Genomic DNA, 14,373 nt, shown 5'->3' with positions numbered 1-14,373 from the left:
GGATTTTGGGAACGAGTTTTTAAGTAGGAGCGGGAATGGGTGATGCATCTTCGGCCGCTCATGAAGATCGTTCGCTTGTTATAATTCTAAGAAGCGCATCATCATTGTGGCACAGGCTGCGCGGTCTGCAAATGCTACCGGTGCCAGTGTGCCGTCTCCATTTCCTGTGATAATGCCTGCTGCATTGGCCCATTGCATTGCTTCTTTTGCAAAGGCACTTACTGAACCGGCATCTGGGAAGTTGGACAGGCTGTTTTTCTGGGATGTATCGGCTCCTTGATATTGCATGTATCGGTAGAGCAGAACGGCCATTTGTTCACGGGTGATGAGATCTCCCGAACCGAAATTTCCATTCTCGTATCCGGTGATGATTCCGCGGGCTGCAGCCCATGTTACCGCATCAGAATAGAACTGGCCTTCTGGTACATCCGGGAATTTGCCTGTAAAAGGTATTTGGCTTTCTCCGGATGCACGATACAGGATTGTAGCGAACTGGGCCCGGCTTACTTTCTCGGAAGCACCAAAGACTGTTGGCTCAAGGCCTGTCATTATTTTATTTTTATACATATAGGCGGCCGCATCGTAAAACCAGTCATTTTTCTTTATGTCTTTGTAGGGAAGTGTGATTTTCTCTTCACTGCCATTATAAGAGGCTGCTTTTTCCAACGCCCTTTGTGCATTTACTAGCCCCGCGCCTGTATAGATATCAAAACCCGGTGCCCCTATATCTGTGGCGGTGTCCTGAAGGATCTTTCTGACCTCTTCTACAGAAAGCTCCGGATTTACGGAACACATCATGGCCACAACTCCAGCTACTTCCGGCGCTGCCATTGATGTTCCGTTCATACTTCCGTAAGTGCCGCCCTTGAGTGTGCTCCAGATATTTACTCCCGGTGCTGATATATCTTTCAGAGAACCATAACAGGATGTACTTGCTTTCTGCATATTGTTGTCAACAGCTATCACACTGATTGTACTGTCGTAATCCGAAGGAATTACATTCAGTCTTCCGTTATCCCCTGTTCCGTAATTGCCTGCTGCACAGATAATTATAATTCCGTCATCCGCCAGACTGCGGCACATTCTGTCAAACAGATCATCATAGAATCCCACTGTGGCCTTTTCCATGCCCAGACTCAGATTTATCACCTTAGCCCCGGCATTTCTGGCATATTCCAGTCCTTTCAGAACGTATGCCACACTCGTTCTCTGATCCTGCGAAAATACATCCACCACCATCAGTTCCACAACGGAATTGTCCAGAGCGCTTCCAACTCCGGCTATTCCCTCTCCGTTGTTGGCCTGTGCGGCGAGGATCCCGCTGACATGAGTTCCATGGCCTCCGCCTGAAGAATAGACACCATTCTGATACCCATCCCCGCGAAGCGGCCCCAGGGAACCGTTTGCATTCAGGATTTCTCTGCTGTTCCCAAGATCCAATACATTTTTTAAATCCGGATGGCTGATATCTGCCCCGGTGTCGAGGACAGCAACTTTTACCCTGCTGTGCTCTGTCTGATTGACAATTTCCCATGCCTGGGGCACCCTGGTCTGCTGCAGATAAATCTGCCGCCCAAATTGGCTGTCATTTACCGGGGTGTCCTCGAAAAGCTCCAGTTCATAATTCGGTGATACAGCGACAACACGGTCATCTGATGCGTAGTCTTCTATCGCCTGTTCCACAGAAGAATCTTCTGCAACAGAAACCACTGCTATCGTTCCCTCTGCCGTCTCGGAAATCACCTCAACACCTTCATCTCCCTGTTCCTCTGCCATCACCTCGGCCTGATCCTCTGTGACATCCTCCCGGTACATGACGAGTAATTCCCCCGGTACATAGGAAGCGCTTTCGGCCTCACTGCCTTCTGCTTCCGTTCCATATACAGTAAATACACTTCCCAGAGCCAGAATAATGGTCATGAATACTACACTTAATCCTCTTACTGCCTTTCTGCTATTTGACATAGATTTCCCACTGCTTTCTCAATTCTGTTAACTTTTTATAATCCGGTATATCTCTGAATAACCGTTGCACAAACGGCCCTGCTAACCTGTCCCTGCGGATTCAGCTGCCCGTTCGTTCCTTCCCCCTGAATAATACCTTCACTCACGATCCACTGCATGGCTTCCGACGCAAATGCACTGACCTTTTTATTATCGCTGAATCCACTCAGGTTCGCTCTTCCGCCTGTGTCCCGTCCCTTAAACTGTGCGTAACGGTACATCAGCGTTGCAAGCTGTTCTCTGGTGATGTCATCGCCTGTGCCAAATAAATTATCGTGTCCGTATCCTGTGATAATCCCCTTACTGTTCGCCCAGCTGACCGGGATTGAGAAAAAGTAGTGATCCGGTACATCGGTAAATTTATTGACATACCCATGCTGAGGGCTACCCTCCATACGGTATAGAATCGTTGCAAACTGGCCCCTGCCCAGATTCTCTCCCGCACCGAAATGTGTATCATTTAATCCGGTCATCCATCCGGCATCCGTTACAGCTTTTACCGCATTCAGGAACCAGCTGTCGTATGATACGTCCCGGTATGCCATTCCAGGCATATCAAACCCCTTCACCAGATCCTTCCAGTTCTCTATTCCAATTGTATTCAGACACTGGTTCGTTGCGCCGCCATAAATATTTGTATCCATGTACTTAAAGACGTTGTATGCTTTTCTTCCCAGAATCCCCAGCTGAAGACCAAATTCATCCGGATGATCCTCCCAGCTTCTGAAAATAACCGCATCCACCATATCATTAAACTGTCCCGCATAAAAGGTATATGCCAGGCTGGCCGCCTGATAGTCTTCTCCCCCCTTGGCATCAAAGCCCTGCTCAGACAGGATGATTCGATGCTGTGACCCGTAATTATTTTTTACATAGTCCGTCAGTACATTCAGATTCGCCGCTGTAACAAACTGTGCATTCAGATTGTTCGGTGTATACTTATTATTTCCCCACAACAGTTTCTCAGATTCCGAAAACTTGCTGCTTGTCGGATCCATCACCACGGCATAGGGATGGAATGCAACGCACCAGTTCACATCCGGCTGTAAAACATTTAGTTCGGTTGCAAACCTGTCCAAAAAATCTTTTGCTCCTATTCCAGTATAATTACCATTATTATTCCAACTTCGGTCCAGCGAAATATATGCTTTTGCAGCTGCCGAATCCTGACGCTTTGCATTCTGTTCCTGCAGCGCGTTATAAAGCAGAACAAAAGACGACGCGTATACTTTTGCATTGGTAGACGGGCTTAACGTTCCCGTCCAGTTATAGGCGGAAGGCATATTTACTTCATTGCCCAGTATCCAGTTTTCAATAAAGCAGTCAGATTGTCCAAACTTTTCTGCCAGAAACCCAAAAAGCGCTCTCCAAGTCTCCCTTGCCTTCTCGGTCTTTGTACTTAAGGCATAGAAATTATGACCGCGTTCCGGGTCATAGACCAGTTCATCCCATTCTTTCAGACCTCTGTCATCCTGTACCAGAAGAACTGTTGTCACGGTAACTCCCTTTGCATTCAAAGCGCGCACAGTCTTTTCAAATCCTTTGGAATATTCTGAGTTAAACATATAGGTTTTTCCATTATATGTATACTCTGTATCTCCATTGGATAGAAACTGGCTAATTCCCAGGTTCAGAAGCACATGCTTGATGCCTGCCTGTCCCTTTGTACCGGCATACATCCACTCTGGACCCTGAATCCCTTTTTTGGATCCGTCCATCTGAATAACCGCACTATCTTCACTATAAGCCTCCATATCCGGTACATCGGGTACTTCTGCCTCACTGTCGATGACTGTAGAAGGATCCAGATCCAGATAGGGTTTCTCAATCGGCAGATCTTCTGCTCTTACCTCTGGTACACACATCCCCATCATCATCACAACCGCCACAATTCCCGCGATTATTCTTTTTACTGTCTTCATTTAAGCCTCCCCTTATGAATACCCTATTAAAATGAGGCAGCAATGACGCCTTCCAGCGTATCGCCGCCTCCTCTTAAATCCTGTCTGTCTAAAGTTTTTATTCTTCAGAAATGTCTTTCTACTGCTCTAATGCGAAAGCCTCTGCCTGGCTGTCAAATGTTCCAATTGCGCCCATCATAAATCTGCTGATGATTGCAGAGCACTCTGCTCTTCCAGCAGTTCCCTGAGGATTCAGAGTTCCATCGCCATTTCCGCTGATCAGGCCGCTTCCTACCGCCCACTTCATAGCGTCAAGAGCAAATCCGCTCACATCTTTGCCATCTGGGAATGCACTTAAATCACCCGCAGCTGACACATCAAGTTTTGCATATTTGGCATATCTGTACATCATAGCTGCTATTTGTTCCCTGGTAATCTCATCGCCTGTTCCGAATCTGCCGTCTGCATATCCTGTGATAATGCCAGCCTCTTCTGAACTCGCCCACATCACGGGTTTTGTAAAGAATTTTTCATCCGGGACATCGGGAAATCTCTTGGCATCATAGGCAGCTTCCGGCATATCGTCCATTCTCCAGAGTATAGTAGCAAACTGGGCGCGGCTCACCTTTTCGCCTCCTCCGAAGGTCGTCTCATTCATACCGGTCATAATATCCATTTTATACAGCATTGTTGCATAATTTACAAACCAGTCCTGACGTGTTACGTCCGTATATGGCAAATCACCATATAATGCCATCTCAATCAACTCATAGCTGCCATCCTCTTTGAGGCTGATTGCCATAACTGCCATGCAGCTTTCCTTATTCCATGTAGCTGGAAGGGTTCCGGAGAACTTCAGATTCAGTTCACCCTTAGGTGCTAATTTTTCAACATTTGCAGCAACTGTTGCATCGTTTGGATTAATGATGATTGCATTGTTTGCAGTCCACTGAAAATTGTCCACGTTATCCTTTGGGTTAAGGGAAAAGATACCCAGCCCAAGAGATTCCGCATCATAGATAGTATCTGAAGTACCATTTTCTACCTTTAAATCGAATGTAACCTGCTTGTCCGCAGCCACTTCGCCTTCCGTTGTGATTGACATGCCCACTCTTCCGGCTGCCTTTGAATTGAATCCCAGTATCAGGGTTCCAAACAGCACCAGGGCAAAAGCCAGCAGCGCATTCTTCATCGTTTTTTTCATGGTTACTTTCATACTTTTCCTCCTTGTTCCTTCTGTCCTACAGTCCATATTTTTGCATGAACCGCGTAATAATAGTTGCGCAATGTGCACGGCTGGCATTTCCCTGTGGATTCAGCGCTCCCTGATCGCCCTGGATCAGTCCCGCACCCACGGCCCAGCTCATCGCTTCCTTTGAGAATCCGCTGACTTTGCCGGCATCCGGAAAACTATTCAGATTGCTGCTGTCCTGGGTATTCAGTCCGCAATATTCTGCGTACCGGTACATCAGCACTGCCATCTGCTCTCTTGTTATCAGATCTCCGGGGCCGAATGTTCCATTCTCATACCCGGTTATGACCTGATTGCTGTAAGCCCATAACACCGGGGAGGTGAAGAAATATCCGTCCTGCACATCCGGGAATACATTGCTGTATGATACAGATGGGGAGCCGGCCATACGGTAGAGAATTGTCGCGAACTGCGCGCGACTTAGATCTTCTCCCGGTCCGAATTTGAATGTATCCATTCCGGTCATGATACCGCGGTCGTACACGAACTTCACATACTCGTAAAACCATGCGCTTTCATCCATATCCGTAAATCTGTCAACACCTGCCAGATTTGTCCCCTTATTTACAATAACGATACTGTCAGCAGCAACATAACCATACATACTGCTGAAATCATATTTACCAGAAGCGGTGTTAAGCCCCGTTCTGGAACTGTTCAGAACACCATCACTGATCACTTTATAGAAACCATTCTGAGATGTATTATCCAAAATCAACAGTGCCGTGTTAGACTGTGTGCCCGTTGAATACAAAACCGTGGAGCCTGCATTGCTGTCAGCTCTTACTGCCACGTTCTGGTGGCTGCTGGCTAATGTATCTTTGATTGCTATTGTATATACATTCTGATCCTGATTGCCGCCGGCTTCGTCCAGGAACCATGCTGCGGCTGCGGCTTTTTCTCCCCAGTATGGATCGGAAGCATACTTCACGCCGATTCCGCTTGCCTTATCCCCCAGAAAACCGCCAAAATAACGCCAATCCTTGGGATTCAAGTATCCTTTCGACATATAAGTCTCGGTGAAATCTTTAATACAGCTGTTTATGTCTGAATAAGAATATGCATCATTCGGATTGGAATCTACAGCATTCAAACCGAAAAGATTATTCTTTGTGAGAGCCAGGTTACTGTTTCCCCAGGCGCTTTCGTTCGCTGCAACTCCTGCTGCCAGCAGTCCGTTCACTCCATATGTATTTTGATTGCTCATCAGAGATGTGCCGATTCCGCGCATCTTAGATTCAGCTCTGGTCTCGCTTGCAATCATTGAATCCATGGATGCCGGAGAATAGGCACTGGCACTTCTCATAGGCAGATACTGAAAATAATTATAATACGGACTTCCCGGATTGACAGAACTTCCTCTGCTGTTGTTCCTGTAGTCATTCAGCATTGCCGAATATTTATCGGTTGTATAAAAATAATGTCCGTCATAGCTGTAATACTGGCCACCCTCTGAAAGATAAGACGGAGCCCGTCCGCACCGGATGCTGCTTGCATAATTGCTGCTGTTTAAATTCGTAGTTACTTTATGTACGAGCCATCCTCCGGAGACGGTATAGTAACTTACAGACTTTGCTGATGATTTATTAATCACCTGCACGCTGCCTTTGTCTACTTGTCCGATCACACCGGAAAGCATAAACTTTACCTTCCCGCCTGATTCACCCAAATATGCTGCATCTGCTCCATAGGCGCCGTTCGTATAGCCGCCGTCTCCGGTTCCAACTTCATTGTAATCTGTAGTTGCATTGCCCTTGGTATTGAAATTTACAATCTTTTCATTACTGTCAGCAAATGTTGAGATATCCTCCTCAACCAGTCCCACCTCAGGCTCAATCTCATAGATGTTTCCCTCTTCATCCATGCCTGTTACAGGTTTGCCATCGTACTCTTCTGCATGTGCATCAAATGAGACCAGCATACCTGCCAAAAGGCAGATGCACAGGCTCAAAATACACAGCAGCGTCTTCCTCTGCTTTCTCATTAACGTATACTCCTCTCTGTCTTTTGTTACACTTTAGCTGCAGATCAGGACCTTCCCCCCATACGGTCCATGCCATCAGTATAACGTATCTCCGGCGCATGCGCAAGACCGAAATGCATACATAGATTACCCATAATTTTCCTTATTTTCAGAATATTTTCTGTATTAACGTACTTATTGCAACTCTGTCAAAACAATTTCCGGTTGACCGCGAATGTACTGCATTCTAAACTGGTACACGCTCTTCTATATTAAGAGCTTCCTGCTCTTGTTTCTCATTTCAGTTGACCGGCTATTGTTCTCTGATCTGTTTTATGCACCTGATCCAGCCCAGTTTTCCTTCCTATCATACTGATAATTATTATATTATTTATGCAATATTTTCCCTGCTGCACGCAGAGGTGCCGTCACCTTCCAACTGGTTGATTCCGTATACTCCCTGATCGCTTTCTTCTGCCGTCTGATCTCAGCTTGCAGCCTTTCTGTTTCTGCATGAAGCTGGCGGCATTCCTCGGTTTTCTGATTCAGTCTTTCATCCCGTATTTTGTCACAGTACAGATGGGTGCCCGTCATCTGATAAAAGTCCTTCACTGAAAAGCGATACTTTTCTTCCAATAACTGCACTGCGTCCGGATTCCGGAATAACTCATGGAAACGTCTTATACCTGCTGCCGGAACAGTCTGTTCGGAATGTATGGGACGACAGAGAAGAAATGCCTTTTCACACTCCAGTTCCAGTTCCGTCTCCGAATCTCCACACACAAAATCACCGCGGAATGTTTCGCAAAACAGCGGATCGTCCATACCCTCAAAAAAATGAGCACGGATGTCCATATATTCATTAAAGAACCGTGTATTACTTATGTCCGAATGGTTACTGTTATTTGTGTTTTCCTTACCTTCTCCCAAAAACCTGCGCATGGCAAGGAGCCTTTCGGGCATCACATAAAGCGGATACTTTTTAGCAATCCGGACCCAGTAATCAAAATCATGGGACTGCATATAACCGAGGTCAAAATCCCCCGTCTTCTTCATTACCTCTGTCCTCATCAGCACTGAAGGATGTGAAAGGCAGTTGCCCAGGAAGTAAAATGTGTGGAGACAGTCACTCTGCCCTGTAAACCTTGTTTCAAACAACCCCAGCAGATCCCTGCACTCCTCGTTTATATTGCGTCCTGTTTCATCGATTAGATCAATCCATGAAAAACAGATATCTCTGTCGGGACTGGCACTCAGAAAATCCATCTGCCGTTCCAGCTTGTCCGGATACCAAATATCGTCGCTGTCAACCCTTGCCAGAAATTCTCCCTTTACTTTTTTGAAGCCATAATTTGTAGCATAACAGATATGCCGGTTCTTCTCCAGCCTGTACAGTTCGATCCGCTCATCCTTAAAGCTCTGAATCACCTCACAGGAGCCGTCAGTGGATCCGTCATCCACGATAATAAACTGCAGATTCTGATAGCCCTGTCCCAAAACACTCTCAATAGTTTCCCCGATAGTATCCTCATGGTTATAGTTCACCATAAGTACGCTCACCAACTCATTTCCCATCCTATTCTCTCCATATAACATCCGTATACTTACTTCCTGTTTCATCCCCTTAAAATGCTGTCCAGCTCCCTGAACTGTCCGTCTGCCTCTCTGATCAGATTCTCCGTATCCAGAGGCGTAATCCTGTCTATCTTCTGCATCAGCTCCTTTATATCCCACTTCAGGTTGTTCAGTTCCAGATAAAAAGGACACTCATTATCATCCAGTGTATGCTTCGTCTTCAGATCATAAACAATCGGAAGAACCCTTTTACCCATGATCCATCCCAGTATAACACTGTGAAATCTGGTCCCTATCACAATTTCAGACTCTGTAAAACTTTCCATACATTCCCGGAGATCCCGATCATAGCAGCATACAGAAATCCGGCCGCTGTCAGGATCTTTCATCAGCTTCCTGATATTCCGTATGGCTTCCTCATCTCCCTGAAATCTGCAGAATGATATAAACTTAATGTCATACCCTTTTTTCAGGTACGCATCTGCAAGTTCTGCAATAAATGCTTTATACTCCCCATCGTGCCGGCTGATTCCCCACTTTCCCTGCCGGTTCTTCATGTCAATAACAGAAAAAAGAACCTGCCGCTTTTGGGCTCTCTGAATATCTGTCTGATAATTAAATACTACATCAGGCGCACATCTAACCTGAGGAAGATCTGAAAACAAACCTGCAGAATACTTGTCTCTAAAGCAAATGCCCTGGTATCGTTTAAACAGTTCTCTGTAACTTTTCAGATACTGTTCATCCTCATAAGGGCCGAAATTTGCACCAATCACATATATTCTTCTGCTTCTGGCACTAAGTTCTTCATCCAGACGGAATGCATCTGTAAAATCATCCTGATGCTGTACAAATACTGATCCCCCGATATGGACAGTCGCACAGGAGGTTTTCAGCATCCATTTCCAGAATCCGCGGTCCGTATGCCTGATCCAGCCGGCAAGGCGGTCTGATCTGCGCACATACCTGTCTTCAGGTGAATACACTGACAGATTGCAGATGTCTCTAAACCGCTCCTTGTAGGAACTGTCTGCGCAGATTCTAAATTGTACTTTTGGATAACGCTCACACAAGATCCTGATAAGAAGATCATCTCCCAGATTTCCTGCCGCATAAGCATGGATAAATACTTTTTTCATAAATTTCAGTCCCCATTTTCAAGTCGTATCATATTTCGTAAGCTCAGCTTACTAGTTTATAATTATATCATTTACCGTTCTTCCAGGCAATCTTTCCTCTATAAAATAAGCAGGCGTGTTGCATTTTTTTTGCTGCTCCTATATAATTTTCCCATAATGACAGAAAGAATAAAGGAGTTTACAAGATGACCACTGTGCCTAAAAAGAAACGAACCGCTTTTTTTATATTGAGTTTCATCATTCTTGCCGGAGTTTGTGCAACAGTCTTTGCAGTTTCTTTAAAAAAGGGAATGCATGTAGATGAATATTACAGCTACGGACTCAGCAATTATTCCGGAAACAATATTTTTATGTCTGTTGATTTAGGGAAGACATATACCGATCCAAAGCAGCCATTTCTGGACTATATGACTGTACAGCCAGGCAATGGCTTTTCGTATGACAATGTCTGGGACAAACAGAGCGCGGATGTTCATCCTCCGTTTTATTATGTGATTCTCCATACTGTATGCAGCTTCTTCCCGGCTAAGTTCAGCATATGGTTCGCAGCTGTCATTAACATCACTTTTTTCTCCGGTCTTATCCTATTAACCTACCTGACAATGAAAAACCTGACTACGCGGCGCTCGACTGCTCTGACTGCTGCTTTGTTCTGTGCTTTAGCCGGCGGCCTCATACAGATCAATACATTTCTGCGCATGTATACTATGCTGATGTTTATAACCGCGCTCCTTACCTGGCTTCACGTAAAGTATTATAAAAATCAGCCGCTGCAGTTTTTTATTTGTTATCCGCTGGTTATTCTGTCCGGCATGCTGACGCATTACTACTTCTTCATATTCCTTTTTTTGCAAGGACTGTATTTTGGCTTCTCACTTCTCCTGCGCAGACGCTGGAAATCTGCCTTACTGTACCTTGCAGACACCCTGGCTGCATCAGCGGCCGCTGTGTTCGTCTTTCCGGCAATGATTGAGCATATTTTCACAGGATACCGGGGGAAAGAATCTCTGGATAATCTGGCAGCTTCCACCGGCTACATAGACGGCCTCAAGGACTTTTTCCAGATTATAAGCAGAAATCTGACCGGTAATCTGCTGTACGTCATTTTGATTCTTTTTGCAGCCGCACTCATCTGGCGGCTGCGAACTAATAAAAAAATTGCTGTAAAACATATAGAACTATGGGGAATGCTGCTGATTCCCACAGTCTGCTATTTCCTGCTGGTCTCTAAAATTGCAGTCTACCACTATGACAGATATATCTCACCTGCCTATCCTGTTCTAATACTGTTGATAAGCGGCACAATTGATTTTACTGCCCGTGCATTCTTCACGAGCAGAAACCTGCGCCTTACCGTTGTGCTTCTGCTGACTTCGGGCTGTATTCTTCTCAGCTATTGGGGCTGCGACTGGATTTATCTTGAAAAACAAACAGAACCGGCAGTTGAAACGGCACAGAAATATGCCGGACTGGACTGCATCGTCATCAATGACGGAGTAAATTTCTGGAACCATACTCTGTATTACGAAGTCATAAACTATGAAACACTGACATTTTTGTCTTCTGCAGACCTGAAAGTATACGCAGAAACAGACGCTTACCATAAGAGGCCGGTCATTGTCTATATCATGAATATCCTGGAGGACCAGGATGCCCTGCTTCGGGATCTGCTGGCACAAAATCCTTCTTACTCCGGCTTTACACATCTCACAGACAGTCATTTTGCAAGGGCCTATCTGCTGCAATAGCAATGCTGTACTAGGCTTCCCGCATTACACGGAGCGCATTCCCGGACATGATCTTATCCAGCTGGCGCTCCGTGATGCCTCTGTTTTTCATGGCCTCCCAGACCAGCCCCATCTCACGCACATGACCGATCCATTTGTCACGGCCTTTATTGTCAAAACCGTCAAAATCCGTCCCTATAGCGATAACATCTTCCCCCCCGCACTGAATCATATATACAGCATGTCGGGCAATATCATCTAACACAGCCTCATCTGTTCCGGTTAAAAATGCAGGATAGAAATTCAGTCCTGCCACTCCGCCCTTTTCCGCAAGTGCGCGGATCATATAGTCTGACAGATTTCTCGGATGGCTGCAAAGAGCTCTCGCATTGGAATGGGATGCACAAACCGGTGCTTTACTTATCCTGATACAGTCCCAAAAACCACCGTCAGATAAATGAGACACATCCACAATCATACCAAGTTCATTCATCCGTTCCACTGTCTGACATCCCAGACTCGTCAGCCCCTTTTCCATGATACTCCTTTCCCTGGAGTTCGGATACCCAAGGCAGTTCGGATGGTTCCACGTCAGCGTAATCAGTCTCACTCCTGCCTTGTAAAGCGTATCAATCCGGGAAAGCTTTCCGTTGATAATGCCGCCTTCCTCAACTGTTTTTACAGCAGATATTACACCATCTCTGCAATTTTTCGAAATCTCTTCAGCAGAAAGTGCAACCCGTATCATCTCATTTAGCTCCTGCTCTATCCTGTCTGTCATCGCCAGCACCGCCTGATAAGCGCGCTCCCATGCCTCCGATGAGATTTCTTTTGGTCTTGCCTTATGTACATCCTCATTTTCAAATGCCACCGCATTTACAAAACAGGCAAAAAATTGGGCAAGCGTGCCTGCTCTCCTCATCCCATCCAGATCAATGCACAAACTATTCTCTGCAAGACTCTCCTCTGTTGGTGCATCCATCAGCCTGCCGATCGTATCACAATGCATATCAATTAAATTCATCATTCTTTAATCCCTCCCTTATAAATACAATTTTCTTTTTCGTATTACATACCCTGCGGGCCGTTGTGTACTAAAACTGCACGTCAAGAAATAATCAGGGAGCACCCCGCATTTTATGTCCTGCGGGCAGTAAAACTGCACGTCAAGGTATATTTTACCACTTTTTTACATACTCTATAACCACCACTTCCGGCAGACGTATTCCTGCCTGAATTATCCTATGTTAAAAAAGGAGTGCTTATGAAACCGAAAATCGGAATTGTAGTCTGCGGCCTCATGGACGACAGACAGTTTGTGACCAATACTTATATCCAGTCTGTCCGATACTCTGGCGGCCTGCCCTTTATTCTTCCCCTGATCAGATCCGACCATGCAATCGAGGAATATATCACCTTCTGTGACGGCTTTCTCTTCTGCGGAGGAAATGACATCACCCCTCTTCTGTTTGGCGAAGAGCCAAAAAACGGCATCGGTAAGACGGATATTACACTGGATTTATTCCAGATCCGCCTGATGAAGGCTGTTCTAAATACTAAAAAACCAGTCTTCTCCATCTGTCGTGGTATGCAGGTATACAATGTTGCCTGCGGCGGTACGATTTATCAGGATATTTCCCTTCAGCCCGGACGTCCGCTGAATCATATGCAGCAGTCCTATTCGCGCGCTGAAGTAAGCCACAAAATTGAAGTGGATAAAGGAAGCCAGCTCAGGAAATATATAGGCTCACGCCTGGATGTCAACAGCTTCCATCACCAGACGGTCGGCATGCTTGGCAGGAATCTCACCGCCTGCGCACATGCATCGGACAAAACCATAGAAGCCATTGAAATGCCCACACATCCATTTGCCATAGGCGTACAGTGGCATCCGGAGTGCATGTACCGCACATCTCCTGAGATGCGCGAGCTGTTCTCGGAATTTATCCTGCATGCGCGGCTCAGGCCTCCGGCTCAAAAAGATCAGCATGCTGTTAATTGACAAATCATACCATCTAAGGAATATTATAGTATATGACTTTAAAACAAGCGATGTATATTAAACCCTGATAATCCCGGGCTTTCAGTCTGCATACAATGCTCCATTCTCTACCAGTATATTTTTTTATATGACGGACATAATAATCTTCGAAAATATTATTTCTCAAAGGAGGTCAGATTATGTCCGATATTTCAATACTGGATCTGCAAAACTTACGTCACCTGATTGGCGGCTATGACACAACCCACTGCAAGATGACTGATTATGCATCTCAGGCTGAAGACCCTGAAGTAAAAAAACTTTTCCAGGATGCAGCTGATTCTGCAATGAAAAACAAACAGGAACTGATGAAATTCTTATAAGAGGTGACGAATATGAATGAAAAAACAATGGTATCCGATGCCTTAGTCGGAGTAAACGGAGAACTGAAAATGTTTGGTGACATGATTCCACAGACTGAAAACCAGGAATTAAAACAATGCCTGAAGCAGTTCCGCAATTCTTGCGAAATGTCTCAGGAGAAACTCTATCAGGTAGCCAGAGAAAAGAGCTACTATGTACCGGCTGCTAAGGCAACACAGCAGGAAGTAGAACACGTAAAATCAGTATTAACTCAGCCTAAGACATTTTAGAGCGGAGGGGACGCAAAGTGAAAGGCAGGCAGGGAGTCCTTTGAGACTGTGTATGCCTTTTCAACTTCTGTCCGTTTGCTGAGAACCCGTAAGAGAAAAAACAGAGAACAGGGAGGGTGCTTGCCGCAGTTGGCCCGAATGCCTGATGCATTCGCGCCGCCGGCGGCAACAGAATTTG

At 45.7% G+C, this 14,373-nt stretch carries 11 protein-coding genes; 4 read left to right on the top strand and 7 right to left on the bottom strand.

Annotation, left to right across the window (positions count from 1 at the left end; genetic code table 11):
- Positions 1-78: 78 nt before the first annotated feature.
- From HMPREF0240_RS23380 to HMPREF0240_RS08095, 6 genes are all read right to left on the bottom strand, one after another.
- Complete coding sequence (locus HMPREF0240_RS23380) at positions 79-1,965, bottom strand: S8 family serine peptidase (protein ID WP_050794507.1); 1,887 nt, start codon at positions 1,963-1,965, stop codon at positions 79-81.
- 35 nt (positions 1,966-2,000) lie between these two features.
- Entirely contained in the window at positions 2,001-3,926 is a 1,926-nt protein-coding gene (locus tag HMPREF0240_RS23375; RefSeq protein ID WP_009002955.1) for a DUF5722 domain-containing protein, read from the bottom strand.
- Positions 3,927-4,044: 118 nt separating this feature from the next.
- Positions 4,045-5,121 (bottom strand): S-layer homology domain-containing protein, encoded by a 1,077-nt coding sequence (locus HMPREF0240_RS23370; protein ID WP_050794506.1) that lies wholly within the window; start codon positions 5,119-5,121, stop codon positions 4,045-4,047.
- Positions 5,122-5,146: 25 nt separating this feature from the next.
- Complete coding sequence (locus HMPREF0240_RS08105; RefSeq protein WP_009002953.1) at positions 5,147-7,141, bottom strand: S-layer homology domain-containing protein; 1,995 nt, start codon at positions 7,139-7,141, stop codon at positions 5,147-5,149.
- 366 nt (positions 7,142-7,507) lie between these two features.
- On the bottom strand, positions 7,508-8,695 hold the full coding sequence (locus HMPREF0240_RS08100) for a glycosyltransferase (RefSeq protein WP_035312653.1): 1,188 nt from the start codon (positions 8,693-8,695) through the stop codon (positions 7,508-7,510).
- A 41-nt stretch (positions 8,696-8,736) separates the two neighbouring features.
- On the bottom strand, positions 8,737-9,834 hold the full coding sequence (locus HMPREF0240_RS08095; RefSeq protein WP_035312715.1) for a polysaccharide pyruvyl transferase family protein: 1,098 nt from the start codon (positions 9,832-9,834) through the stop codon (positions 8,737-8,739).
- A gap of 185 nt (positions 9,835-10,019) precedes the next feature.
- Here HMPREF0240_RS08095 and HMPREF0240_RS08090 point away from each other — a divergent pair, with 185 nt between their 5' ends.
- Positions 10,020-11,582 carry a glycosyltransferase family 39 protein gene (locus tag HMPREF0240_RS08090; protein WP_009002950.1) on the top strand — a complete coding sequence of 521 codons (1,563 nt, stop codon included), beginning with the start codon at positions 10,020-10,022 and terminating at the stop codon, positions 11,580-11,582.
- Between the two features lie 10 nt (positions 11,583-11,592).
- Here the strand turns inward: HMPREF0240_RS08090 and HMPREF0240_RS08085 are convergent, their stop codons facing one another.
- A complete protein-coding gene (locus tag HMPREF0240_RS08085; protein ID WP_009002949.1) occupies positions 11,593-12,588 on the bottom strand; it encodes a dipeptidase in 996 nt (331 codons plus the stop codon).
- 237 nt (positions 12,589-12,825) lie between these two features.
- Here HMPREF0240_RS08085 and HMPREF0240_RS08080 point away from each other — a divergent pair, with 237 nt between their 5' ends.
- The 3 genes from HMPREF0240_RS08080 to HMPREF0240_RS08070 all read left to right on the top strand — a co-directional run bounded on the left by HMPREF0240_RS08080 (position 12,826) and on the right by HMPREF0240_RS08070 (position 14,195).
- Positions 12,826-13,563 (top strand): gamma-glutamyl-gamma-aminobutyrate hydrolase family protein, encoded by a 738-nt coding sequence (locus HMPREF0240_RS08080; RefSeq protein WP_009002948.1) that lies wholly within the window; start codon positions 12,826-12,828, stop codon positions 13,561-13,563.
- A gap of 179 nt (positions 13,564-13,742) precedes the next feature.
- Positions 13,743-13,925: a hypothetical protein gene (locus HMPREF0240_RS08075; RefSeq protein WP_009002947.1), complete on the top strand. Its 183-nt coding sequence runs from the start codon at positions 13,743-13,745 to the stop codon at positions 13,923-13,925.
- Positions 13,926-13,937: 12 nt separating this feature from the next.
- Positions 13,938-14,195, top strand: a complete 258-nt coding sequence (locus tag HMPREF0240_RS08070; RefSeq protein ID WP_009002946.1) for a spore coat protein — start codon at positions 13,938-13,940, stop codon at positions 14,193-14,195.
- Positions 14,196-14,373 lie beyond the last annotated feature (178 nt).

The organism is Clostridium sp. D5 (assembly GCF_000190355.1).
GTDB lineage: Bacteria > Bacillota > Clostridia > Lachnospirales > Lachnospiraceae > Faecalicatena > Faecalicatena fissicatena_A.
Note: the sequence above shows the minus strand (reverse complement) of the source record. Positions and strands in the feature narration are given on the sequence as shown.

What these genes read in the sequence shown, in the direction of transcription:
- HMPREF0240_RS23380 (WP_050794507.1), bottom strand. Translation starts at nt 1,965, where the DNA reads ATGTCAAATAGCAGAAAGGCAGTAAGAGGATTAAGTGTAGTATTCATG.
- HMPREF0240_RS23375 (WP_009002955.1), bottom strand. Translation starts at nt 3,926, where the DNA reads ATGAAGACAGTAAAAAGAATAATCGCGGGAATTGTGGCGGTTGTGATG.
- HMPREF0240_RS23370 (WP_050794506.1), bottom strand. Translation starts at nt 5,121, where the DNA reads ATGAAAGTAACCATGAAAAAAACGATGAAGAATGCGCTGCTGGCTTTT.
- HMPREF0240_RS08105 (WP_009002953.1), bottom strand. Translation starts at nt 7,141, where the DNA reads ATGAGAAAGCAGAGGAAGACGCTGCTGTGTATTTTGAGCCTGTGCATC.
- HMPREF0240_RS08100 (WP_035312653.1), bottom strand. Translation starts at nt 8,695, where the DNA reads ATGGGAAATGAGTTGGTGAGCGTACTTATGGTGAACTATAACCATGAG.
- HMPREF0240_RS08095 (WP_035312715.1), bottom strand. Translation starts at nt 9,834, where the DNA reads ATGAAAAAAGTATTTATCCATGCTTATGCGGCAGGAAATCTGGGAGAT.
- HMPREF0240_RS08090 (WP_009002950.1), top strand. Translation starts at nt 10,020, where the DNA reads ATGACCACTGTGCCTAAAAAGAAACGAACCGCTTTTTTTATATTGAGT.
- HMPREF0240_RS08085 (WP_009002949.1), bottom strand. Translation starts at nt 12,588, where the DNA reads ATGATGAATTTAATTGATATGCATTGTGATACGATCGGCAGGCTGATG.
- HMPREF0240_RS08080 (WP_009002948.1), top strand. Translation starts at nt 12,826, where the DNA reads ATGAAACCGAAAATCGGAATTGTAGTCTGCGGCCTCATGGACGACAGA.
- HMPREF0240_RS08075 (WP_009002947.1), top strand. Translation starts at nt 13,743, where the DNA reads ATGTCCGATATTTCAATACTGGATCTGCAAAACTTACGTCACCTGATT.
- HMPREF0240_RS08070 (WP_009002946.1), top strand. Translation starts at nt 13,938, where the DNA reads ATGAATGAAAAAACAATGGTATCCGATGCCTTAGTCGGAGTAAACGGA.